Origin of the sequence: Rhodococcus sp. DK176, assembly GCF_038447315.2 — a bacterium.
GTDB lineage: Bacteria > Actinomycetota > Actinomycetes > Mycobacteriales > Mycobacteriaceae > Rhodococcus_F > Rhodococcus_F jostii_A.
The window spans coordinates 280,778-304,431 of sequence record NZ_CP118323.2; the positions used below are offsets into that span (position 1 = coordinate 280,778).

The 23,654-nt window shown below is 65.6% G+C and carries 16 protein-coding genes and 2 pseudogenes; 14 read left to right on the plus strand and 4 right to left on the minus strand.

The features are described from left to right. Nucleotides 1-83 precede the first annotated feature (83 nt). The 6 genes from PSR88_RS39965 to narI all read left to right on the plus strand — a co-directional run bounded on the left by PSR88_RS39965 (nucleotide 84) and on the right by narI (nucleotide 10,486). Nucleotides 84-1,784: a cation:proton antiporter gene (locus PSR88_RS39965; RefSeq protein WP_051004133.1), complete on the plus strand. Its 1,701-nt coding sequence runs from the start codon at nucleotides 84-86 to the stop codon at nucleotides 1,782-1,784. Between the two features lie 658 nt (nucleotides 1,785-2,442). Next, nucleotides 2,443-3,657 (plus strand): nitrate/nitrite transporter, encoded by a 1,215-nt coding sequence (locus PSR88_RS39970; RefSeq protein ID WP_342338991.1) that lies wholly within the window; start codon nucleotides 2,443-2,445, stop codon nucleotides 3,655-3,657. Between the two features lie 26 nt (nucleotides 3,658-3,683). Continuing rightward, entirely contained in the window at nucleotides 3,684-7,394 is a 3,711-nt protein-coding gene (locus PSR88_RS39975) for a nitrate reductase subunit alpha (protein ID WP_016881475.1), read from the plus strand. After that, nucleotides 7,394-9,070, plus strand: coding sequence for a nitrate reductase subunit beta (gene narH, locus PSR88_RS39980; protein WP_016881476.1), 1,677 nt, complete (start codon nucleotides 7,394-7,396; stop codon nucleotides 9,068-9,070). Before PSR88_RS39975 ends, narH begins: the two co-directional genes overlap by 1 nt. Next, nucleotides 9,067-9,753: a nitrate reductase molybdenum cofactor assembly chaperone gene (gene narJ, locus PSR88_RS39985; protein ID WP_016881477.1), complete on the plus strand. Its 687-nt coding sequence runs from the start codon at nucleotides 9,067-9,069 to the stop codon at nucleotides 9,751-9,753. Before narH ends, narJ begins: the two co-directional genes overlap by 4 nt. A 1-nt stretch (nucleotide 9,754) precedes the next feature. Further along, entirely contained in the window at nucleotides 9,755-10,486 is a 732-nt protein-coding gene (narI, locus tag PSR88_RS39990) for a respiratory nitrate reductase subunit gamma (protein WP_016881478.1), read from the plus strand. Between the two features lie 788 nt (nucleotides 10,487-11,274). Here narI and PSR88_RS39995 read toward each other — a convergent pair. The 3 genes from PSR88_RS39995 to PSR88_RS40005 form a co-directional block, all read right to left on the minus strand. Continuing rightward, the gene (locus PSR88_RS39995; RefSeq protein WP_051004129.1) at nucleotides 11,275-11,592 is read right to left on the minus strand and encodes a hypothetical protein; all 318 of its coding nucleotides are present in this window, start codon (nucleotides 11,590-11,592) and stop codon (nucleotides 11,275-11,277) included. Further along, nucleotides 11,552-11,947, minus strand: a complete 396-nt coding sequence (locus PSR88_RS40000) for a hypothetical protein (RefSeq protein ID WP_157180113.1) — start codon at nucleotides 11,945-11,947, stop codon at nucleotides 11,552-11,554. The genes PSR88_RS39995 and PSR88_RS40000 overlap by 41 nt, the downstream gene beginning before the upstream one ends. A gap of 302 nt (nucleotides 11,948-12,249) precedes the next feature. Then, nucleotides 12,250-12,801 carry a hypothetical protein gene (locus tag PSR88_RS40005; RefSeq protein WP_016881481.1) on the minus strand — a complete coding sequence of 184 codons (552 nt, stop codon included), beginning with the start codon at nucleotides 12,799-12,801 and terminating at the stop codon, nucleotides 12,250-12,252. Nucleotides 12,802-13,271: 470 nt separating this feature from the next. On the opposite strand from PSR88_RS40005, the gene PSR88_RS40010 reads away from it, so the two are divergent. The 3 genes and pseudogenes from PSR88_RS40010 to PSR88_RS40020 form a co-directional block, all read left to right on the plus strand. Further along, nucleotides 13,272-15,035, plus strand: coding sequence for an aminotransferase class V-fold PLP-dependent enzyme (locus tag PSR88_RS40010; protein ID WP_157180114.1), 1,764 nt, complete (start codon nucleotides 13,272-13,274; stop codon nucleotides 15,033-15,035). A gap of 40 nt (nucleotides 15,036-15,075) precedes the next feature. After that, nucleotides 15,076-15,462: pseudogene (locus PSR88_RS40015) on the plus strand (carboxymuconolactone decarboxylase family protein). 225 nt (nucleotides 15,463-15,687) lie between these two features. After that, nucleotides 15,688-15,891, plus strand: a pseudogene (locus tag PSR88_RS40020) (PIG-L family deacetylase); the annotation flags it as partial. A 23-nt stretch (nucleotides 15,892-15,914) separates the two neighbouring features. Here PSR88_RS40020 and PSR88_RS40025 read toward each other — a convergent pair. Next, nucleotides 15,915-16,052, minus strand: coding sequence for a hypothetical protein (locus tag PSR88_RS40025; protein ID WP_237723994.1), 138 nt, complete (start codon nucleotides 16,050-16,052; stop codon nucleotides 15,915-15,917). A gap of 185 nt (nucleotides 16,053-16,237) precedes the next feature. Between PSR88_RS40025 and PSR88_RS40030 the strand changes: the two genes are divergently transcribed. The 5 genes from PSR88_RS40030 to PSR88_RS40050 all read left to right on the plus strand — a co-directional run bounded on the left by PSR88_RS40030 (nucleotide 16,238) and on the right by PSR88_RS40050 (nucleotide 23,417). Further along, nucleotides 16,238-17,617 carry an MBL fold metallo-hydrolase gene (locus PSR88_RS40030; RefSeq protein WP_016881483.1) on the plus strand — a complete coding sequence of 460 codons (1,380 nt, stop codon included), beginning with the start codon at nucleotides 16,238-16,240 and terminating at the stop codon, nucleotides 17,615-17,617. 129 nt (nucleotides 17,618-17,746) lie between these two features. Then, nucleotides 17,747-17,917, plus strand: a complete 171-nt coding sequence (locus PSR88_RS40035) for a hypothetical protein (protein WP_085990432.1) — start codon at nucleotides 17,747-17,749, stop codon at nucleotides 17,915-17,917. A gap of 869 nt (nucleotides 17,918-18,786) precedes the next feature. Beyond that, nucleotides 18,787-20,238: an NF041680 family putative transposase gene (locus PSR88_RS40040; RefSeq protein WP_411755689.1), complete on the plus strand. Its 1,452-nt coding sequence runs from the start codon at nucleotides 18,787-18,789 to the stop codon at nucleotides 20,236-20,238. Nucleotides 20,239-20,445: 207 nt separating this feature from the next. Beyond that, nucleotides 20,446-21,180, plus strand: a complete 735-nt coding sequence (locus PSR88_RS40045) for an IS5 family transposase (RefSeq protein WP_342338992.1) — start codon at nucleotides 20,446-20,448, stop codon at nucleotides 21,178-21,180. A 455-nt stretch (nucleotides 21,181-21,635) separates the two neighbouring features. Continuing rightward, nucleotides 21,636-23,417, plus strand: coding sequence for a reverse transcriptase domain-containing protein (locus tag PSR88_RS40050; protein ID WP_342338993.1), 1,782 nt, complete (start codon nucleotides 21,636-21,638; stop codon nucleotides 23,415-23,417). Nucleotides 23,418-23,654 lie beyond the last annotated feature (237 nt).

Below are 23,654 nucleotides of genomic sequence, written 5' to 3' on the forward strand. Positions count from 1 at the left end.
ATGGAACGGGTAAATTGCTCCTTCGCCGGTAACCGTCACCGAGTTGGTCGAACCTCCGCTCACTCGCGAAGGAGTCAGACGTGGTGGACTTACACGAATTCGCGCTGATTGCGGCAGTCCTCGCCATCGCTGCTGTCGCCGGGTTGCTGGCGACCCGGCTTCGGCAGCCGATGATCGTCGCGTTCATCGGCGTAGGGATTTTGGTCGGGCCGGCCGGTACTGGCTGGGTTGTCGCCGACAGCACAATCGAATTACTTGCGCGGATGGGTATTGCGATCCTGCTCTTCCTCGTAGGATTGCGGCTCGACGTGCACTTGATCCGCACCACAGGCCCGGTCGCTCTGGCTGCCGGCCTCGGACAGGTCGTGGTCACCGGCGTCATCGGCTACTTCCTCGCCGTCGGCTTCGGAATGGACACCATTGCAGCACTGTATGTCGCTTTAGCCCTTACCTTTTCGTCGACAATCATCATTGTGAAACTGCTCTCCGACACTCGGGAGATTGAGCATCTCCATGGCCGCATCGCACTTGGGCTACTGATTGTTCAGGACATCGTCGTCGTGCTGGTGATGATCGTGGTCAACGCGCTCGGTCAAAGCGCCGACGATACGGTGGCTGCCAGCATCATGTTGGTCGTGGTCAAGGGCTTCGGTCTGCTGGCGGGCGTTGCCATCCTGATGAAGTTTGTGTTGCCGTGGCTGCTACATCAGGTTGCCCGGTCGCAGGAACTGCTGGTGCTGTTCGGCGTTGCTTATGCGGTTTCGGTCGCGGCCGTGACCGAGGCGCTAGGATTCAGTTCGGAAGTGGGGGCGTTTCTGGCGGGGGTCTCGCTCGCTGCCACTCCCTACCGTGATGCCCTCGGGGCTCGACTGGTGAGCCTGCGGGACTTCTTGCTGCTGTTCTTCTTCCTCGATCTGGGCGCCGGGCTGGACTTCGCTGCCACGGTCGGTCAGATCACAGAAGTGTTGGTCTTCTCGCTGTTCGTCTTCGTCGGCAAACCGCTGATCGTCATTGTGATCATGTCCGTGATGCGATACCCGGTACGGGTCGGTTTCGCAACCGGACTCCCTCTTGCGCAGATCTCCGAATTCTCCCTCATCCTTGCGGCGCTGGGACTGAGTCTCGGTCATATCACAAGCTCCACCGTCAGTCTGATCACTGTTGTCGGGCTCATCACAATTGGCGGGTCGACGTACCTGATTCTGTATTGGCACAGGATTTATCGGCGACTGGAGCGGTGGCTTCGGGTCTTCGAATGGACCAACAGCCGCCGCACGGAGTTGGCGGAGACGGACGATGATGTGTACGCCATCCTGTACGGACTCGGGCGATTCGGCCGCCACGTTGCCGATGAACTCAGCGTGGCGGGCCACCGGGTACTTGCAGTTGACTTCGACCCCCATCGGCTTGCCGCGAACAAACGCGATGGGATCACTGCGATATTCGGCAGTGCCGAGGATCTGCACTTTCTAGAGACACTGCCACTGGCGCGGGCCAGGTGCGTCATCAGCACCATTCCCCTGATCGACACCAACAAGGCCCTGCTGCACGGCCTCCGCCATCATGGGTATCAAGGCCTCATCGTGGTCACAGCGCATACCCCGCACGATGCGGACCAACTACGGTACGCGGGAGCCGAACTTGTGCTCGAGCCCTTCTCCCTGGCCGCAGAGGTGACGATGGACGTGATTGCTCGGCTTACGCAAGCAGATGAGGACCGCAAGGGGTTTGGCGCCGAGGACAACGATCAGAATCCGAAGGATGCGGACCAGCCGCCGACGTGACTGTCACGCAACGGGCCGGTTGTCATCGTTGGCTTGTCTGTGGGGACGTCATGCTCCCACGTCGACTGTTTCTGGCCGGTATGAAGTTGGGTCGCCCGCAGCCCAGGGTGCTGTGGATCGTCGGTCGACGGCACGCCGGGAGGCGGGCGTCTCGTGGGCGGTGCACGGTCAACCTGGCGGTGGCCGGGGTTCTGGTGGAAGTGAAAGCGGTGTAGGTGGTTTCGGCACGTCGTCGCCGGATGTTCAGGTACCCGGCAACGTCTCGGGTTTCGTGATTCGGCGATGGTGGCGATGGCTCTGGGGGGTGACGTTCCTGGCCATGACTCTCGAGGAGTTGCCCTTCGATCGGCTGGTACGCGGAAATGACCGCGCGTGTGGGCGGACTCATCTCGCATCAGATGTATCGATGCGCCCGCTTTCCGGGCGGTGGCGATGGCTGGGCATCCTCCCTGTACCCCTACTCGAACCGGCTGCGCCTGCTCGAGGCGTCATGCTGCGATTTCCGGTGCGATCCGGCAAGTCTCTGCCCCATCCCACGGTATTCGTCAGACTGCTGCACGGTCATGATCGCCGTGCCGGCCGGCAGGTAGCGTCCAACGATGGGTAGTACTGATGTGGAATGCCTGCAAAAGCCGATCAGGCGTGGTTCGCTGGGCTGGTGACAGTTTCCGTTACTGATACCGGTGCGCGACGGAGCCTGAACCTGGCGCTGGCTACCTGGGTGTCCGCCATCAACTTCTGGGCCTGGAACATGATCGGTCCCTTGTCGACCACCTACGCCAGCGATCTGTCGCTGAGCAGTTCCGAGACGTCGATGCTGGTGGCCACACCGATCTTGGTCGGCTCGCTGGGCCGGATCGTGATCGGTGCGCTCACCGATCGCTTCGGCGGACGTGCCATGTTCATCACGATCTCGCTGTCTGCGATCGTTCCGGTACTGGCGGTTGGTTTCGCCGGAACAATCGGCTCCTACCCACTCCTGCTCGTCTTCGGGTTCTTTCTCGGTGTCGCCGGCACCATCTTTGCCGTCGGCATCCCCTTCGCGAACAACTGGTACGAACCGAGCCGTCGGGGCTTCGCGACCGGCGTCTTCGGTGCCGGCATGGTCGGCACCGCCCTCTCGGCGTTCTTCACCCCACGGTTCGTGAACTGGTTCGGCCTGTTCCCGACCCATGCGCTCGTGGCCGCCGCGCTTGCCCTCACTGCCGGTGTGTGTGCGCTGGTCATGCGGAACTCACCAGCGTTCACCCCGAACACCGACCCGGTGGCGCCGAAACTGAGAGCTGCCGCGAAACTCCGGGTTACCTGGGAAATGGCGTTCCTGTACGCCGTCGTGTTCGGTGGCTTCGTCGCGTTCAGCAACTACCTCCCCACCTACATCAAGACGATCTACGGGTTCTCGGCGGTTGACGCGGGGGCCCGGACCGCCGCGTTCGCGTTGGCCGCGGTGATCGCCCGCCCGATCGGCGGGGCACTGGCGGACCGGATCGCGCCGAAGTACGTGGTGATGATCGCGTTTGCCGGCACCGCGGTGATGGCGTTCGTCGCCGTGTTCCAGCCGCCGCCGGACGTGTGGTCCGCGACGACGTTCATCCTGCTCGCCTTGTTCCTCGGCGTGGGAACCGGCGGTGTGTTCGCCTGGGTCTCTCGCCGCTCGCCGGCGAAGTCCGTCGGGTCGATCACCGGCATCGTCGCCGCCGCCGGCGGCCTCGGCGGTTACTTCCCACCGTTGGTGATGGGAGCGACCTACGACTCCGCCGACAACGACTACACCGTCGGGCTCCTGCTCCTGGTCGCGACGGCGCTACTCGCGCTGCTCTACACCGCCCTGAAACTGCACGCCAGAGAGCCGGCGTCGGCCACTGCAACCTAGGCGACCTGCTTCGGAAGGAAGATGACGTGAACGCCCAACACATCGGTGGACCGGTCGAGGAACTCCTGCAGCGCAGCGCCCGGTTCTTCACCCGCGGTGAAGTGTCCGAGGATGCGCGCACCGTCAGCCATCGCGGCGGCCGCGAGGGGGACGTCTTCTACCGCGACCGCTGGAGTCACGACAAGGTGGTCCGCTCCACTCATGGCGTCAACTGCACCGGATCGTGTTCGTGGAAGATCTACGTCAAGGACGGGATCATCACGTGGGAGACCCAGGAGACCGACTACCCGTCGGTGGGTCCCGACCGCCCCGAGTACGAACCCCGCGGCTGCCCCCGGGGTGCGGCGTTCTCCTGGTACACGTACTCGCCGACGCGGGTGCGGTATCCCTACGCGCGCGGGGTCCTCGTCGAAATGTACCGGGAGGCCCGCGCGCGTCTCGGTGATCCGGTGGACGCGTGGGCCGACATCCAGGCCGATCCCGCGCGACGCCGGAAATATCAGCAGGCCAGGGGGAAGGGCGGGCTCGTGCGGGTGACCTGGGCCGAGGCCACCGAGATGATCGCCGCGGCCCACGTGCACACCATCAAAGAGTACGGTCCCGACCGGGTCGCCGGCTTCTCGCCGATCCCGGCGATGTCGATGGTGTCGTTTGCCGCGGGGTCTCGGTTCGTCGAACTGCTCGGCGGCGTGATGACCTCGTTCTACGACTGGTATGCCGACCTGCCGGTCGCCTCCCCCCAGGTGTTCGGGGATCAGACCGACGTCCCCGAGTCCGGCGACTGGTGGGATGCGTCGTATCTGATGATGTGGGGCTCGAACGTTCCGGTGACCCGCACCCCGGACGCGCATTGGATGGCGGAGGTCCGCTACCGCGGCACCAAGGTGGTCTCTGTCAGCCCCGATTACGCCGACAACACCAAGTTCGCCGATGAATGGATGCCCTGCGCGGCGGGCACCGACGGGGCGCTGGCGATGGCGATGGGGCACGTGATCCTCTCGGAGTGCTTCGTGCGCAACCGGGTTCCGTTCTTCGTCGACTATGTGCGCCGCTATACCGACCTGCCGTTTCTGATCCGGCTCGAGGAGCGGGACGGCAGGTTGGTGCCGGGCAAGAACCTCACCGCCGCCGACCTCGGCCGGGACGAGCCGAATGCCGCGTTCAAGCCGGTCCTGCTCGACGGCGCCACCGCCGCCGTGGCGGTGCCCCACGGCTCGCTGGGCTTCCGGTACGGCGAGGACGGCGTCGGTAAGTGGAACCTCGACCTCGGTGAGGTGGTCCCGGCGCTGACCGTCGCCCACCACGATCCCGGCACGGACGAGTCCGCGCTCGTCCACTTGCCCAGCTTCGACACCGTCGACGGTCACGGCGACGCCGTCGAGCGCGGTGTCCCGGTGCGGCGGGTGGGCGAGCACCTGGTGTGCACGGTGTTCGATCTGATGCTCGCCCAGTACGGTGTCGGACGGCCCGGTCTGCCCGGACACTGGCCGACCGGGTACGACGACCCGTCCGCGCCGTACACACCGGCCTGGCAGGAACCGATCACCGGGGTGTCCGCCGCGCAGGCGATCCGGATCGCCCGGGAATTCGCCCGCAACGCCGAGGAATCCGGTGGTCGGTCGATGATCATCATGGGTGCCGGCATCTGCCAGTGGTTCCACGGGGATGCCACCTACCGGGCGATCCTCGCGATGTTGATGCTCACCGGGGCGATGGGACGCAACGGCGGCGGCTGGGCGCACTACGTCGGGCAGGAGAAATGCCGCCCGGTCACCGGGTGGGCCGCGATGGCGATGGGAACGGACTGGTCCCGGCCGCCGCGGCAGATGGCGGGTACCTCCTACTGGTATGTCCACACCGACCAGTGGCGCTACGACGGCTACCGGGCCGACATCCTGGCCAGCCCGCTCGGGCGGGGCCGTTTCCGGGACAAACACACCATGGACGTGATGGCCTCGGCGGTGGCCATGGGTTGGACGCCGTTCTACCCGCAGTTCGACCGGTCCAGTCTCGATGTCGCCGACGAGGCCCGCGCGGCCGGGAAGGACGTCGCCGCCCACGTCACCGAGCAACTCGCCGACGGCCGGCTCACACTCGCGGTGACCGATCCGGACAATCCGCGGAATTGGCCGCGGGTGCTGAGCATCTGGCGCGCCAACCTGCTCGGGTCCTCCAGTAAGGGCAACGAGTACTTCCTCAAGCACCTGCTGGGTACCACCGCGAACCTGCGCGCCGAAGAAACTCCGGAGGCGCTGCGCCCACACGAGACCACCTGGGATGGGGAGATTCCCGAGGGGAAGCTCGACCTGCTGATGTCGATCGACTTCCGGATGACCTCGACGACGCTGCTCTCGGACGTGGTGTTGCCGGCGGCCACCTGGTATGAGAAGGCCGACCTGTCCAGCACCGACATGCACCCGTACCTGAATGCCTTCAGCCCGGCCATCGACCCGCCGTGGGAGACCCGCTCGGACTACGAGGCATTCGGCGCGATCGCGAGGTCGTTCAGCTTGCTGGCCGCCGATCATCTCGGCACCCGCACCGATGTGGTCCTCGGGACACTGCAGCACGACACCCCCGGTGCGATGGCCTACCCCGGCGGTGTCGAGAAGGATTGGCGCAAGACGGGGGAGCGGCCGGTGCCCGGCGTCACCATGGGCCCGCTGGCGGTGGTCGAGCGGGACTACGCCGCGATCGCCGACAAGTGGGCCACTCTCGGTCCGCTGGTCGACACCCTCGGTCTGACCACGAAGGGTGTGACGACCCGGCCCACCTCCGAGGTGGCCGAGCTCGGTGCCCGGTTCGGCGTGATGGATTCCGGTGCTGGCGAGGGCCGCCCGGCGATCACCACCGCCGAACGCATGGTGGACGTGATCCTCGCGTTGTCCGGCACCTCCAACGGCCGGCTCGCCGTCGAGGGATTCCGTGAACTCGAGAAACGCACCGGCCGGCCCCTGGTGCACCTCGCGGAAGGCAGCGAGGAACGGCGCATCACCTACGCCGACACCCAGGCAAGACCCGTTCCGGTGATCACCAGCCCGGAATGGTCGGGCAGCGAGACTGGCGGTCGCCGCTACGCCCCGTTCACGGTGAACATCGAGAACCTCAAGCCGTTCCACACCCTCACCGGCCGGATGCACTTCTACCTCGACCACGACTGGATCGAGGAACTCGGTGAGCAGTTGCCGGTCTATCGGCCGCCGCTGGACATGGCCCGGCTGTTCGGCGAGCCGCCGATCGGGACGAACACGACGGAACAGAACTCCGCGGGCGCCGGTATCGGGCTGACCGTGCGGTACCTGACCCCGCACTCGAAATGGTCGATCCACTCGGAGTACCAGGACAACCTGTTCATGCTCTCGCTCTCCCGGGGTGGGCCGACCATGTGGATGAGTCCGGCCGATGCGGCGAAGATCGCTGTCCGTGACAACGACTGGGTCGAGGCGGTCAACCGCAACGGTGTGGTGGTGTGCCGGGCGATCGTCTCGCACCGCATGCCGGACGGGGTGGTGTACGTCCACCACGCGCAGGAACGCACAATCGACGTCCCGCTCACCGAGACCACCGGCAACCGCGGCGGCATCCACAACTCGCTGACCCGGCTGCTGATCAAACCCTCGCATCTCGCGGGCGGGTACGCCCAGATGGCGTACGCCTTCAATTATCTCGGTCCCACCGGAAACCAACGCGACGAGGTGACGGTCGTGCGTCGCCGGTCGCAGGAGGTGACGTACTGATGCGCGTGATGGCTCAGCTGGCGATGGTGATGAACCTCGACAAGTGCATCGGCTGCCACACCTGCTCGGTGACCTGCAAACAGGCGTGGACCAACCGGTCCGGCACCGAGTACGTGTGGTTCAACAACGTCGAAACCCGCCCCGGACAGGGCTACCCGCGCACCTACGAGGACCAGGAGAAGTGGCGCGGCGGCTGGATCCGCGATTCCAAGGGAAGGTTACGGCTGCGCGACGGCGGCCGGCTGAAGAAGCTCTCCCGGATTTTCTCCAACCCGAAGATGCCGTCCATCGACGACTACTACGAACCCTGGACCTACGACTACGACAACCTCACCACCGCACCGCTCGGCGAGCAGATGCCCGTGGCCCCGCCCCGCAGCCTGATCAGCGGCAAACCGATGAAGGTGGAGTGGTCGGCCAACTGGGACGACAACCTCGCCGGCTCCCCGGAGCTCCTCGCCGGCGACCCGATCCTGGCGAAGGTGAACGAACAGGTCCGGCTCGAGCTCGAACAGACCTTCATGTTCTACCTCCCACGGATCTGCGAGCACTGCCTCAACCCGTCGTGTGTGGCGTCCTGCCCGTCGGGGGCGATGTACAAGCGGACCGAGGACGGCATCGTGCTCGTCGACCAGGACAGGTGCCGCGGCTGGCGGATGTGCGTGTCCGGATGCCCCTACAAGAAGGTGTACTTCAACCACAAGACCGGCAAGGCCGAGAAGTGCACGTTCTGCTATCCACGGGTGGAGGTGGGCCTGCCGACGGTGTGCGCCGAGACCTGTGTGGGCCGGCTGCGTTACATCGGACTCGTGCTCTACGACGTCGACCGTGTGCTCGAGGCGGCCTCGGTGGAGGACGACGCCGACCTGTACGAGGCGCACCGGCAGGTTCTGCTCGATCCCCGCGACCCGCAGGTGATCGCGGGCGCCCGCGCCGAGGGCATCTCCGACGAGTGGATCGAGGCCGCCCAGCGGTCTCCGGTCTACGCCCTGATCAACACCTACCAGGTTGCGCTGCCCCTGCACCCGGAATACCGAACCATGCCGATGGTCTGGTACGTGCCCCCGCTCTCGCCGGTGGTCGACGCGGTCAGCCGCGACGGCCACGACGGCGAGGACCTCGGCAACCTGTTCGGCGCGCTCGACGCACTGCGCATCCCCCTGCAATACCTCGCCGAGCTGTTCACCGCCGGCGACACCGAGCCGGTGGCGCAGGTGCTGCGACGTCTGGCCGCGATGCGGTCGTACATGCGCGACATCAACCTCGGCCGGGAAACGCAGCCGCACATTCCCTCCTCCGTCGGCATGACGGAGGAACAGATGTACCAGATGTACCGGCTGCTCGCCCTCGCCAAGTACGACGAACGGTATGTGATCCCGTCGGCGTACGCGGCCGAGGGGCACCGACTCGAGGAAACGGCCACCGAATGTTCCCTGTCGTACGAGGGCGGCCCGGGCATGTATGACTCCGGCCCGTTCGGGGAGGCCAGCGGCGGCCCGGTGCCCGTGGCGGTGGAGACCTTCCACGCCCTGCGCGAGCGCCAGACCACGGAGGAGCTCGCGGCGAACGCGAGCCGGCCCTCCCGGGTGAACCTGCTCAATTGGGACGGCAAGGGCGCGCCCGCCGGCATGTTCCCCGCACCGCCACGAAAACGTGACAAGGAGACTGGATCGTGAAGTTGCTGCGACGCACCACCGGCGGGCCCGCGCAGGAACGCGCACTGCAGCACCGCCTCGTCCGGCAGGCGGCGTCCTTGCTGCTGGCCTACCCCGACGAGCAGATGCCCGACCGGCTGGACACGGTCGGCCAACTAATCGGCCACATCACCGGCTCGTCGCGGGAACAGTTGGGTCACACCCTCGACTACGTGCGCCGCGCCGACCCGCTCACCGCGGCCGCGGACTACGTCGAGACCTTCGACCTGCGGCGCCGTTCCACGATGTACCTCACCTATTGGACAGCCGGTGACACCCGCAACCGGGGCGCCGAGATCCACGCGTTCGCCAGCGCCTACCGCGACGCCGGAACGGCACCCCCCGCCGGTGAGGGACCGGACCATCTGCCCGTCGTGCTCGAGTTCGCCGCCACCGTCGACCCGGCCGCGGGGGAGCGGCTGCTGACCGCGCACCGGGTCCCGATCGACGTGCTGCGGACGGCACTGGTCGAACGGGGCTCGCCCTATGCGCCCACCGTCGCCGCCGTGTGCGCGACCTTGCCGCCGGTGACCGACCTGGACCAGCGCCACGCCGCGGCCCTCGCAGCGACCGGCCCGCCGGCCGAGGCGATCGGGCTGCAGCCCTTCACGCTTACCGTGCCGCCACGAAACGACCAGCCACACGGACGGGAAGGAGACCGCTGAGATGGGAGCGGGCGAAATCTTCTGGGACGTCGTGCCCTACGTGACCCTCGCCGTGGTGGTGGTCGGCACGTGGTGGCGCTACCGATACGACAAATTCGGCTGGACCACCCGCTCGTCACAACTGTACGAAAGCCGGCTACTGCGGATCGGCAGCCCGATGTTCCACTTCGGCATCCTCGTGGTGATCGTCGGCCACGTCATCGGTCTGATCATCCCCCAATCGTGGACAGACGCAGTCGGCTTGAGTCAGCACGCCTACCATGTGCAAGCGATCACCCTCGGCACTGTCGCCGGCGTCGCCACCCTCGTCGGGATCAGCCTGCTGATCTACCGCAGGCGCACCACCGGCCCGGTGTTCATGGCAACGACCGCCAACGACAAGCTCATGTACCTCGTGCTCGTCGCCGCGATCGTCGCGGGCCTGGCCACCACACTGATGGGCTCGGGTGTGGTGGGGGAGGAACACAATTACCGGGAGACCGTCTCTCCCTGGTTCCGCTCGATCTGGATCCTTCAGCCGCGCGGCGACCTCATGGTGCAAGCGCCGCTCTCATTCCAACTTCATGCGCTGATCGCGCTCGTCCTGTTCGCCCTGTGGCCCTTCACCCGTCTGGTGCATGCGTTCAGTGCCCCCATCGGGTACCTGTTCCGGCCGTACGTGGTCTACCGCAGTCGGGAGGCCCCCTCCAAGGGGCAGCTGGTCGGGTCGCAGCCGCGTCGCCGCGGCTGGTGACTGGGTTGATCAAGATACGCACGAACCGACGACGCTGCGTGACCTCGGTCTCCTGCACGACATCGAGTCTCCGCCGCGTGGTGGCTGCCGACCCCCGATGCCCACAACCGGCCTGCAGGATCTCAGGCCGACACATCGCGAGAGGTGAGACGTGGACGAACATTTCGCCGACCGGCATGATGTGCGCGAATTTCGTCGGGCACTGGACGAGTTATTCGCGTTCCTACTCGACAGCGACGACCCGGACACACCCGAATGGCGAAATGCTCGACTCCAGCGCCTCACATCCCGAGTGCAGGACACAACAGCGGAACTGCGGCGGACTGGCCTTCGGGTGCAGTACCTGGGTTTCGGAAGCGTGGAAATCACGGCTGACCTCGTTAACTAAGCACCGTCGGGCTCTATCGATAGCTGGAGGTAATCGAATTCTCTTCGTGGATGCGAGGAGTCTCGATCGTCACCCGAACGCGGGATCGTGGTCGCCGAGGTCGGCGAGCATCGTCGGCAAATCTGCGAGTCCGGCTGCGTCGTCGCCGACGACGTTTTGGCGACAACGTTTCAGTGCTGGTCTACGACGGCGACATCGTGTGCGCGTTCCGACCAATCGATGCCACAGATCAGCGCCAGCGGGCGTCGTGAATTCGATGGAATCGGCTCTCTGCCATGTGATGTGTCCAATGCTCGTGTCGAGATGGTGTCCGGCAGGCGATACGCACGCCGCCCGACAGGCCACCCTCGTGTGTACGGCTCTCAGTGGGTGTTTGATCCGCTGTATGCCGTCGGGTCAGTCAGGGCCGCTGTTGCAGGGTGTGGGCGACAGTGCTGCGTGCGCGGAGCCAAGCTTCGATTGTCGGGTCGATCCACTTGAGGATGGTGAGGAGTTCGTCGTGGAGGGCGGCGATGTCTTTGCCGGTGTCTCCGATTGCGGGTCCATGGATAGGTTCGTGGTGGGCGATGCGGTTGCGCAGGGTGTTGAGGTGATCGAGGCGGGTGTAGACGTCGCTGCGCCGGCGTGGCGTTTGGTATGGGTAGGCGTGCCGCAGGCTCGGTGTCCACAGTGTGGCCTCATAGGACCTCGAGTGGAGGAACCGCCAGAATCCGAACATCAGCTTCGGCGACGACGCGGCCCTCGGTTTCTTGCCGCCGTCCTCGTGTTGCTCGGGTGCGGACTTTGGTGAAGTCTTCTGCCGACCGTATGGTCAGGGCGGGTTGCCGGTACCAGGGGGCGGTCGAGTTCTGCCTGGCCGCCCCCTGTTGGAGCTGGTGGTGGCAGGCGTTGCGCAGGATGACTTCGAAGTAGCTGAAGTCCGCAAAGAGTGCGGCGCTGACCTGGGTGTTCCATTCGTACAGGTCGAGAGCGCGATCGATGCTGCCGCCCGCAGCGCGCAGGTAGGGAGCCAGCCTTTCGCTGGTCAGCCCGGTTTGCAGGCTGATCACAAGGGTTGTCGGGCGGTTCGTCATCTCACTCCGGGTCGTGTACGGTTGATCGCGAAGACCCCGGATCGGCCTCTGCACTTCGTGCATGTCACCGGGGTTTTGTACTTTCTTCGGTTTCTACGGTGCGTTCAGGTGGGGGCCGGCAGATGCGCCCCGGCGCCCGGGCGACGCGGCGCTGAGAAATCCTCGTCGGCGCGCGGCGCCGATCCAGTCGCGGATGGTTGCTTCCGGCCGGTCGAACCGCGTCGCGAGCCGGCGGGTGAGTCCGGTGCCGCGGGTGGCTTCGTCGAGATAGGCGCGGGCCACCTCCCGGAGATGGTGGTCGCTCAGCGTCGGACGTCCGCGCGGACCGAGGATGCTGTGGTCAGGGCGCGTTGCTCGCTCTCGGTAAGATCGTCGACTGGTTTGTCGGTGCCCATGAGAGTTTTGACGCCGTCCTCGCGCCATGACATGTTGGCGAGCCGAGCCTCGGTGCGGGCAATGATGGCGCCCAGGGGAATGCGGCGTAGTAGGTCGCTGGTGATCAGTGGTCTGGGCCCCTTGCCCGGATCTTCGCCGTCAAACGGGATTCCGAAGTCGTCGCCATCGTCCTCGTGAATGTCGGCGTCATGCTGGTCGTCGGGGTGCAGGTAGTTGCCGAACCCGTCGTCGCAGCCCCAGTAGTCGCGGAAGAGCTCGAGCTCGGCGACTTCGAGGCCATGGCCGCGGTCAATGAGGACTGCGTACACGGTCACCGGTAGGTCACGGCTGACGTAGACGATGTCGGTGACGTACCCCGGCCCGCGCGGTTTCTCCTTGACGTAGATCCCGAGTTGATCTGTGGGGTGGTCGACTTCTTCGAACTCGTCGAATCCGAAATTGACGAAGGAGTCCTTCATCAGGTCGAGGAGCTGCCGTGGCCGTCTCCGGTCGTAGGAGAGGTCTTGAAGTCTTCCCCCGCGGAATCCCTTGGCGTTTCGGGGTTATCGGGATTCGGAGAGGCAGTCCGATCGGGCGAGGTTTCCACACACCCCAGGTAAAGCATCTTGTTCGCTGAGAAGACTGAAAACAGTCTGACTATCTCGGCGCCGTTTCTCGTCAGCTTTGTCGCCGTGGATGCCGGGCGCGGCGTCCTGGTTGGCCGCACACGGCCTTCTGGGGGCAGCTCGAGGTGCTCACCCTACTGATGGCCACCGACGCTCCTCGCGCGTATCCGCACCGCAGATTCGATGGCCTTCCGCCGAGAGTCTTTCCGTGCTGCGCCTCTCCCTGCTCGCTCCGAGGGCCAACGGCCCTAGCGCGGCCCAGCGGTCCGGGAGCACGCTGGCCACGGCGGGGTCTGGTGCCTTGCCGGTAGGAAGGAGCGGCTGTGACGAGCCTGAGTGGGAGTGTGAATTTCTCGGCGGAGTCGGTCCCCACCTCGGCTCTGCTCGAGCGGATCCGACGTGGGGTTATCGGTGAGGGCGAGGTACTGGATGGTCCCTATGGTCGGCGCCGGATAACCTACGCCGACTACACCACCTCGGGCCGGTCGCTGGATTTCATCGAGGACTTCATCCGCCGGCAGGTGCTACCGCGCTACGCCAACACGCACACCGAAAGCTCGGGCACCGGACTGCAGACCTCGCTCCTGCGGCAGGACGCACGCCAACTCATCCACGCCGCCGTCGGCGGCACCGAGACCGATCTGGTGATCTTTTGCGGGTCCGGGGCGACGGCGGCGGTGAACAAACTGGTCGATATCCTCGAACTCCGGGTCCCGTCCGGGCTGGCCGCCCGCTACCGCTGGGATGAACAGATCCCCGATTCGCAACGACCGGTGGTGTTCGTCGGCCCCTACGAACACCACTCCAACGAGTTGCCGTGGCGCGAGTCCATCGCGGACCTGGTGGTGATCGACGAAGACGCTGACGGGCATATCGATTTGAAGCAGCTCGAGCAGCGACTGATCCAGTACGCGCAACGACCACTTCGTATCGGCAGCTTCTCGGCCGCCTCCAACGTCACCGGCGTCTTGTCGGATACCGACCGGATCGCCACCCTGCTGCACGAGCGCGGCGCGTTGTCCTTCTGGGACTACGCTGCCGCCGGACCCTACGTCCCGATCCGGATGCGGGACAGCGTTCCCGGTCGCGGTGATCACAAGGATGCGATCTTCCTCTCGCCGCATAAGTTCGTCGGCGGGCCCCAAACCCCTGGGGTCCTGGTGGTCCGCCGCGAGCTGGTGCGCAACACCGTTCCCACCGTGCCGGGCGGAGGCACGGTGGCGTTCGTGGATCCGATCGGGCACCGCTACCTCGATGATCCCGTCGCCCGGGAGGAGGGCGGCACCCCGGCGATCATCGAGTCGATCCGCGCTGGGCTTGTCTTCGCGCTCAAGAACGCCGTGGGTACCGACCTCATCGGACAACGAGAACAGCGTCTGTGGTGCCATGCCTTGGACCGGTGGCAAAACCACCCGAACATCGACATTCTCGGCCACCCTGATGCTCGACGAATTTCCATCGTGTCTTTCCGCGTCCGGTCAGGCGCGAATCGCTACCTGCATCACAACTACGTCGTGGCGCTGCTCAACGACCTATTCGGGGTCCAAGCCCGCGGTGGCTGCTCCTGCGCCGCCCCTTACGGGCATCGACTCCTGGCCATTGACCGGCAGCATTCGCGTGCCTTCCGAGACGAAGTCGAGTTGGGTTGTGAGGGCATCAAACCCGGCTGGACTCGCATCAACTTCAACTACTTCATTTCCGACACCGTGCGGGACTACCTGATCGAGGCCGTGGAACTACTGGCCCGGTACGGCCACCGTCTCCTCACCGACTACACCTTCAGCCCGGACACCGGCCTGTGGAACCACCGCGGAGGAACCAGCCGGCCCCCCTTGCGCCTGACCGACCTGTTCTACGACAACGCGGGCACCCTCCACTACCCGACGAAACGCGAGACCCTCGACGAGTCCGCGCTGGCCGACCACCTGCGCGAGGCCCGCGCCCTGCTCGAAGGCCGCCCCGAGAAGGTCCCCGACGGACCTACCGGGCTCCCAGCGCACTTCGAAGCGCTGCGCTGGTTCCCGCTACCCCCGCAATGCTTGACCCCAGCACCCGATAACCCCAGCACTGACGGCACCCTGCATTGACCACAACCAGGCGCCTACCACGAGCAACCGGAGGCGCAGCATGGGCTACGGCAAAGCAGTCCAACAGGAACTCCGCGCACCCGCCCGGGCGCTGCGCCACGCGATCCCGCAGATCTACGAGAGCTACGAGAGCTACGGACAGCTGCACGCGGCTTCCTTGGCCACCGGGGCACTGGACGCCAAGACCAAGGAACTGATCGGCTTGGCGATCGCCGTGAGCAAGCACCGTGACGGCTGCATTGCCACACACGCCCGCGGTGCCGCCGAGCAGGGGCAGCACACCGCAGGAAGCGGCTGAGGCAATCGACGTCGCGATCATGATGACAGGTGGGCCGGCCACCGAGTACGGGCCCGCGCCTTCGCCGCGTTCAACGACTTCCACGCTGAACAGCGCTCCAGCAACGAGAACCACCCAGCCGGACCGTAACCAGCCTCAGTGCGGGCGGTGGCACGAAACGCGTTCCGCGAGAGGGTAATTGCACGGCGCTGATGCTCCGGTGGGGGTGTGGTTGCTACGGACAGCGGGCGGGGAAGGGTGAATACCTCCGATGAGAGAGGTCCACGAGGCCGAATACCGTAAGTTCACCGCTGAATAGCGTGAGGAGGCTGCGGCGCTGACTGATTGCACGCCTCACTGCGCATCTGGGCGCCGATGTCACAGCCGAGACGGTCGGGGTGTCTGGCGCCGCGGGTGTACGGTGCTGGCACCGGCGGCGGGCCGGCGTTGGCGGTGCCGGCTCACCCCGATGATGAAAGCTTCGGGTTGGGCGCCGTACTCGCTGCGCTGACCGCATCCGGAACCGACATGCGTGTGCTGTGCCTGACCTACCGTGAGGAGAGCGCACTCGGAGCCGCCGCGGACCTTCCGGCGGTGCGCCGTCACGAGCCGACCGCCGCCCGCGAGCGCTTGGTGTCAGCGACATTGTGCTCCATGACTTTCGCGATGGTCATCTGGGCGAGATCACGCCTGCCGTCGTCGACGAGGTCGTGCTGGACGGCCTTTGGTAATGCGGCCACGCTCGTCGTGTTCGAACCGGGTGGCGCCGGTTTCGGTGGGGTTCGGGCCGACCTCGTCGCCGTATGAGCCGGCCAGGCCCTTCAACCCGATCGTAAGATATACCCCTAGGGGTACTTGCATACCCCTAGGGGTATGTGCCACCCTGGGTGGTACACGGAAGAGATTCCCCGTTGGAGGTAGCCGGATGATTCTCGAGCAGTACTACATCGAGTGCTTGTCGCATGCGTCGTATCTGATCGCAGACGAGAGCACGGGCCGGGCCGTCGTGGTCGATCCGCGGCGTGACGTCACCGAATACCTGGCCGAAGCCCGCCACCGCGGGCTGACCATCGAGGGTGTGATCAACACCCACTTTCACGCGGATTTCGTGTCCGGGCACCTCGAACTGGTGGACGCGACCGGCGCGTGGATCGGGTTCGGGGAGGTCGCGGAGACCGATTACCCGATCCGCCGACTTCGACGCGGCGAGCGCATCGGCCTCGGCGAGGTCGACCTCGAGGTCTTGTCCACTCCAGGTCACACGTGGGAATCGATCAGCCTGCTGGTCCGCGAGCGACCGGATGCGTCCCCGACCGCGGTGCTCACCGGAGATTCGCTGTTCATCGGCGACGTCGGCCGCCCCGACCTGGCCAACCTCGGTGACGGCAACAGCACCGATCTCGCGCGGGCCATGTACCGCACCATCCACCAGACGCTGCTGACCCTGCCCGATTCAGTGACGGTGATGCCCGCGCACGGCGCCGGCTCGTCCTGCGGGAAGAACCTGTCGGCGGAGCTGACGTCCACGATCGGAGAGCAACGCCGCACCAACCCGTCCGTGCAACCGATGAGCGAGGACGCGTTCGTGGCCCTGATCACCGACGGGCAACCGGCGGTGCCCGCGTACTTCTCGGCTGACGTCGCGTTGAACAAGTGCAGCCACCCCCTACTCGACCAGCACCGACGCATCCCCGCGGTGACCGCGGCGCAACTACACACCGAACTCGATTCCGGAACTCGGGTGCTCGACGCCCGCACCCCGGACGACTTCGCCGCCGGGCATGTGAGGGGTTCGGTCAACGTCGGATTCGACGGCCGGTTCGCCGAAACGGGCGGCATGGTCGCTGATATCGGGGAGAAAATCATCCTGATCACCTACCCCGGCCAGGAGCAGGACGCGGCGATGCGTTTGGCTCGCATCGGGTCCGACGGAGCGAGCGGGTTTTTCACCGTCGACACGGACGGCGACTTCGGCGCCGAGCTGGTCGACCTGATCGAGGTGGCGCCCAGGACTACGGTCGCCGAACTCGACCGTCTCCTCGCCGAGGATGCGATCACCTTGATCGACATCCGCAATCCCGGCGAGCGGGAGGTCGGGGTCATTCCCGGTGCCGTGCCGATTCCCTTGGCCCAGCTTCGCTCCCGTGTCGGGGAGTTGCCTATCGATCGTCCGATCGTCGTGCATTGCGCGGGTGGATGGCGGTCCAGCGTCGCTGCCTCACTGCTGCGGGCCCGGGGCATCGAGCAGGTCAGCGACCTCGTGGGCGGGTACACCGAGTGGGCGACGCACCAGCTCGTCGCCTGACCACTGCGGACGACCATGATGGACCTGATCGACGGAAGCTTCACTCCCGTCGCACACACCACCCTTCCCGGCAGTTCGCAGGGGCGGCTGCTGGGAACCGGAAGTCACACACCGAAAGAAGGAACAACCATGTGTTATCCCACCACCTGCGCGCACTGCCGGAAGACGACCTGGGGCGGTTGCGGTCGGCACGCCGACAGCGTGATGCGGTCCGTGCCCGCCGGCAACCGGTGCACCTGCGCCGACGAATCCGCCACGCAGACGAAATCCGGGCTCTTCCGCACACTGTTCGGGCGCTGACTCACCTGCGGCTGCCGGTGTACCCGCCGGCGGCCGGGTACTTGTGTTGAACGACGGCGTCGAGGAGGGGGCGGCTGGATGTGGGGTAACGCGAGCGCGTCATCGTGCACGACGTATCGCCATTCAACGCCGAACCCTCTCGGTCGGACCTGGGGGTAGCGTGCTCATCCCGGTGGTCAGCCGCATCTTGACCCTGACCTTCGACGAGCTGACCAATTGATTTGCCCCGAAAAGGCCTGGGGTGCCACCTGGAGTGGCGAGGCGTGCGTGTGTCCGATGTCCTCGCTGGGGCTGGATGGTGGACCGGCGGCGGGTTGACTGTCGCTGCAGCGGGGGCGGTGCAGTCGATCTCGGCCCCGGGCAGGTGACGATCGTCGGAGTTCCCGGTGGGCTCGCGTCGTACGTGCGGGCGGCCTGAGGGGCACGATCTCGAGTCGGCGGAATTGCGTACCCACGCCCACGCTGCCTGGGGCGTCATCGGCGTCATCCAGCTGGAATCTGCAGTTTCCCTGTGTAATCCAACTGGATACTCCAACGGTTGCGGGGGGACCCTCGGGTGGGCCGCGCGCGGGTGCCCGCTCGATACCGGCATGTCGTGAATGCCCGCCGGACAGACCCACGAACCGGTTTCACCACTGTTTTCGTACCGTCACAATCTCGAGGAGAACCTGTATGACCCGCAGTACAGAAGTGGGCCGCGACGCGCCACCCGCCACGACGATCGCTAAGCTTGACTTTTAACCTTTGCCCTCGCGTGGGGCAGTTGGTGATGATGTTGTTCGGCGTGTCGCCGCCGCATGGGGCGACCACCGCCTGATCATCTTGAGGTTCCTCTCACAGAACTTTCGAGACAAAGGCAAGCGGTGGTCGTGAGTGTCAGTGTGCCCTACACGCAGGTGGTCGGGGAAGGGTCGTGCGCGGATGACCGGGTCGAGCTGGTGTCGTTCCGCGAAGAGTTCTACCGGTGTTTGTCGGCGCGCAGCGATGCGGTGTTCGAGCTGACCGATGCGCTGCTGTGTTCCGGGGACCCGGTCACGACGTTGGTCGACTTGTCGCTGACCCCTGAGCATAGGCGCGGTCACGGCGCCTTGTACGACGGATTAAACTGCGGCCGGGTTGATATCGGTCGACTGCGACGCGCAGTCGGAGCACTTCCCCTGCCGCGAAGCGGCGATGGCCGGATCGTCCTGGCCATCGATATCAGCCCGTGGCTGCGCCCGGATGCGCCAACCAGCTCCCAGCGAGCGTTCTGTCACGTCTACGGTCGCGGTAAGAATCAAGCACAGTTGATTCCCGGGTGGCCGTATTCCTTCGTCGCCGCGTTGGAGGTGGGCCGCACGTCGTGGACGGCGGTACTCGATGCGGTGCGCCTGCGGCCCGACGACGACGAAACTTCGGTCACCACGGCACAAGTCCGTGAAGTAGTCGGGCGATTGCAATCGGCCGGGCACTGGAGAGACGGCGACCCGGACATCGTGCTCGTCTTCGATGCCGGGTACGAACTGGCACGGGTGGCGTTCCTACTCGCCGATCTACCGGTTCAGGTGTTGGGTCGGATGCGTTCGGATCGGGTGCTGCACTTCCCCGCGCCGCCGCCGGGTCGGACCGGGCGCCCACCCCGGCACGGTGCCGAATTCAAATTCGCCGACCCCCTGACCTGGCCCGAACCCGACAGCAACACCGATACCGACACCGACCGCTACGGAACAGCCGTCACTGCGGCTTGGAATCGGTTGCACCCGAGGATCACTCACCGTGGATCGTGGGCGGACCACCCGGGTCCGCCGCCGATCGTCGAAGGCACGGTGATCCGGCTGACGGTCGATCACCTGCCCGGCGACCGGCATCCCAAACCGGTGTGGCTGTGGTGCTCGGACCCGGACGTCGGCGCCGACGACGTCGGCCGATTGTGGCAGATGTTTCTGCGGCGCTTCGATATCGAGCACACGTTCCTGTTGTTCAAGCAGACGTTGGGTTGGACCGCCCCGAAGATCCGCAACCCCGAGGCGGCCGACCGATGGACGTGGATCGTCCTGGTTGCGCACACCCAACTCCGGCTCGCCCGGCCGCTCGCCGAAGACCTACGCCGTCCGTGGGAACGACCCGCGCCACCGCGACGGTTGACGCCGGCCCGGGTCCGTCGGGGGTTTCGGCGCATCCGCGCGACCATGCCCAATCCGGCCGGCGCACCGAAACCCGTTCGACCCGGTCCCGGACGCCCACCCGGCTCGAGGAACCGTCGCCCCGCCCAGCACCATCACGTCGGGAAACGCACGAAAATCGACATGACGGAGCCAGAAAGTGAAACCCAACCAGGTTAAACAACAAGCTAAGAGCGCATCTGAAAACTCGGGGTGATCGGCGTGTGACTGGTGAGGAATGGGTGAACTCCTGGTAGGTCAGTAGGTGCTTACGCCACGACCCGACCAGGAGTTCACTTGCCATCATCGCTCATCGCACTGTGTCCGTCATGCCCTACCCCGGATCAGGGGATCGGGCATCGGTGCGCGGTGTACTCGTCATCCTCGGTGACCGACGCTCAATGGGCGATTCTTGAACCACTGCTTCCTCCACCCGGCAACACCACGGGCAGTGGTGGTCGTCCCGAAAAGCACTGCCGCCGTCTGGTACTTGATGCGATCTTCTATGTCGTTCGAGGTGGGATCGCCTGGCGGCAGTTGCCGGCGGAGTTCCCGCCCGCGACCACGGTGTACGCGATCTTCGTCCGCTGGGTCCGGGCAGGAGTGTGGCAGCGGATTCACGACGCGCTGCGCGATCGGGTGCGGGTCCAGGGCGGCCGCCACCCGCTGCCGTCCGCGGCGATCGTCGACTCCCAATCGGTGCAGGGTTCCGACACCGTGCCCGGGTCGAGTCGTGGATACGATGCGGGGAAGAAGACGAACGGTCGTAAACGGCACATCGCTGTGGATTCGAGCGGGCTGTTGTTGGCGGTCGTGGTGACGATGGCCGGGATTCAGGACCGCGATGGCGCGTTCCGGCTGCTGGCTGCGCTGCGCGCCCAGTTCTCGACGATCAGCCTGGTCTGGGCGGACGGCGGCTATGCCGGACGGCTGATCGACTGGTCGAAACGAGTTGTGTCACTGATGGTTCAGGTCGTCAAGCGCACCGACGACGTCAAAGGATTCAGGGTTCTTCCCCGTCGGTGGGTGGTCGAGCGGACCTTGTGCGCCGCGAGGCGCTCTGTCGTATCCCCGGTTCAGCCGGGAAGGACTTGGAGGGAGGTTCTTGGGTCGGGTGGCTGACCTGGATCCGAAAGGTGAAGGGGACAAGAGCATGCCAGGAAACCCGGTGGTCGGGCCCAGTGGTCGGGGCGACGCATCGGGGAGGACCCGCGTGATAGGGCGAAAGCTGGATTGCCTGAAGCCCAATCTCCAGTTGATGCAAGTTCCCATCCACCGGAAGGACCGCTGAAACCGGTGCCGTGCTCTGTGTCGGAGTCGATGGTGACCGACACAACCTCCGGAGCGCGGAGCGACGCCCAGCGAGGGTGTTCAAGGAGATGAATGGGCCGCCTACGTCACGCTGCTACGTACGACAGAGACGAACGCGGGATCGCCTACCGGGCGCGAGCCCCATGGCGACGGAGGCCTCGTAGTAGTCGCCGGAGTCACGACCGGCCGAGGAGGTCGGGAAAGCCGACCACAAGGGCGAAGGAGGCCAGGTGATGTGGACACGACCAGATCGGGAGGTATGCGTAATGCAGAGCGCCGAAACGGTGCTGAGTGTCCTGTGTGAGCGCGGCAGACGCGGGCTGCCGTGCGATGAGCTGTATCGGCAACTGTTCAATCCGCAGCTGTATCTGCTGGCCTACGGGCGTATCTACGCCAACCAGGGTGCGATGACGCCCGGGGTCACACAGGAAACCGTGGACGGCATGTCCCAGGCAAAGATCGGTCGCATCATCGGTGCGATGCGCCACGAGCGCTACCGATTCCGGCCGGTCCGCAGGGTGCGCATCCCGAAGAAGAACGGGACTACGCGCCCGCTGGGATTGCCGACCTGGTCGGACAAGCTCGTCGGTGAAGTGATACGGCTCCTTTTGGAGGCGTACTACGAGCCGACGTTCTCCGATCGTTCACACGGATTCCGTCCCGGTCGGGGCTGTCACACCGCCTTGCGGGAGATCGCCCACACCTGGACCGGGACGGCCTGGTTTATCGAGGGAGACATCGCCGACTGCTTCGGGTCACTCGACCACGACATGATGATCGAGACCCTGTCGGAGAAGATCCACGACAACCGGTTCCTGCGGCTGGTGCGCAACATGCTCGAGGCCGGATACCTCGAGGATTGGACCTGGGGTGCCACGCTCTCGGGTGCTCCCCAAGGCGGAGTGGCCTCCCCAATCCTGTCCTCGATCTACCTGCACAAACTGGACGAGTTCGTCGAGACGGTCCTCATCCCGGAGTACACCCGAGGGGAACGCAGGGCGCGCAACCCTGCCTACCTGGAACTGCAGAACCGGCTGGCCAAAGCCCGTCGACGCGGTGACCGGGCCGAGGCCCGGATGCTGCGGCGGGAAATGGTTCGCTTGCCCAGCTCCGATCCGGATGACCCGGGATATCGGCGGCTGCGCTACTGCAGATACGCAGATGATCATCTGCTCGGGTTCGCCGGACCGAAGGCAGAAGCCGAGGAGATCAAACAGCGGTTGGCGCAGTTCCTGCGTGACGAACTCAAACTGGAACTGTCCCACGACAAGACGCTGATCACCCACGCCCGCACAGGCGCGGCCCGATTCCTCGGTTACGAGATCACCGTTCAGCACAACAGCAGCAAGTTCACCCGGCGCCGCCGTGCGGTCAACGGGCAGGTCGCGCTGCGTGTGCCGCTGGAGGTGATCAAGGCCAAATGCGCCCCGTACCTGCAACGCGGCAAACCCGCCAAGCAGGCAGCCCTGACCAACGGCGACGACTACACCATCGTCTCCACGTTCGGGGCCATCTACCGGGGCATCGTCCAGTACTACCTGCCGGCCGGAGACGTCCACCGGCTGCATCGATTGCGCTGGGTCATGGAGACCTCGATGCTCAAGACCCTGGCGGGTAAGCACCGCTCATCGGTGTCGAAGATGGCAGCCAAGCACAAAGCCACTATCCAGACACCGCACGGGCCACGCACCTGCTTCGAAGCGCGTATCGAACGCGACGGCAGACAGCCACTGGTCGCACGGTTCGGGGGCATCCCACTCCACCGGCAGAAGTCGGCGACGGTCGTCGACCGCCAGCCGACCCGGGTCGACTATCCGCACAAGGAACTGATCACACGGCTCCTGGCGGATACCTGCGAGATCTGTCGGCAGACGGGCAGCGTGGAGGTCCACCACGTCCGCGCGCTCGCAGATCTCGGCATACCCGGCCCCCTACGCCCCAAATGGGCTGAGGCCATGGCGAAACGGCGGCGCAAGACCCTCGTGGTCTGCACCACCTGCCATGACCACATCCACACGGGGCAGTCGGCCGCACCGCCCACGCAATAGTCACCGGAGAGCCGGATGATCGGGAAACCATCAAGTCCGGTTCGGCGGGAGGCCGCGCGGAAAAGGATCTGCCTCATCAGACACCTCGCCGCGCGGCCGACCCATCCGCGTGGATCTGTAAACACCGGCGTTGCGTCCGCGACTACGAGACGAGGCCCGATCATCACGAAGCGATGGTCTACATCGCCATGATCGCGACCATGTCACGCCGACTCGCCCGCACGGCGTGACCCGAGC

Excerpts from the sequence above, each read along its gene's own strand:
- narH (WP_016881476.1), top strand. The coding sequence starts at position 7,394 with ATGCGCGTGATGGCTCAGCTGGCGATGGTGATGAACCTCGACAAGTGC.
- narI (WP_016881478.1), top strand. The coding sequence starts at position 9,755 with ATGGGAGCGGGCGAAATCTTCTGGGACGTCGTGCCCTACGTGACCCTC.
- PSR88_RS39995 (WP_051004129.1), bottom strand. The coding sequence starts at position 11,592 with ATGTTCGGATTCTGGCGGTTCCTCCACTCGAGGTCCTATGAGGCCACA.
- PSR88_RS40000 (WP_157180113.1), bottom strand. The coding sequence starts at position 11,947 with ATGACGAACCGCCCGACAACCCTTGTGATCAGCCTGCAAACCGGGCTG.
- PSR88_RS40005 (WP_016881481.1), bottom strand. The coding sequence starts at position 12,801 with ATGAAGGACTCCTTCGTCAATTTCGGATTCGACGAGTTCGAAGAAGTC.
- PSR88_RS40030 (WP_016881483.1), top strand. The coding sequence starts at position 16,238 with ATGATTCTCGAGCAGTACTACATCGAGTGCTTGTCGCATGCGTCGTAT.
- PSR88_RS40035 (WP_085990432.1), top strand. The coding sequence starts at position 17,747 with ATGTGTTATCCCACCACCTGCGCGCACTGCCGGAAGACGACCTGGGGC.
- PSR88_RS40050 (WP_342338993.1), top strand. The coding sequence starts at position 21,636 with ATGCAGAGCGCCGAAACGGTGCTGAGTGTCCTGTGTGAGCGCGGCAGA.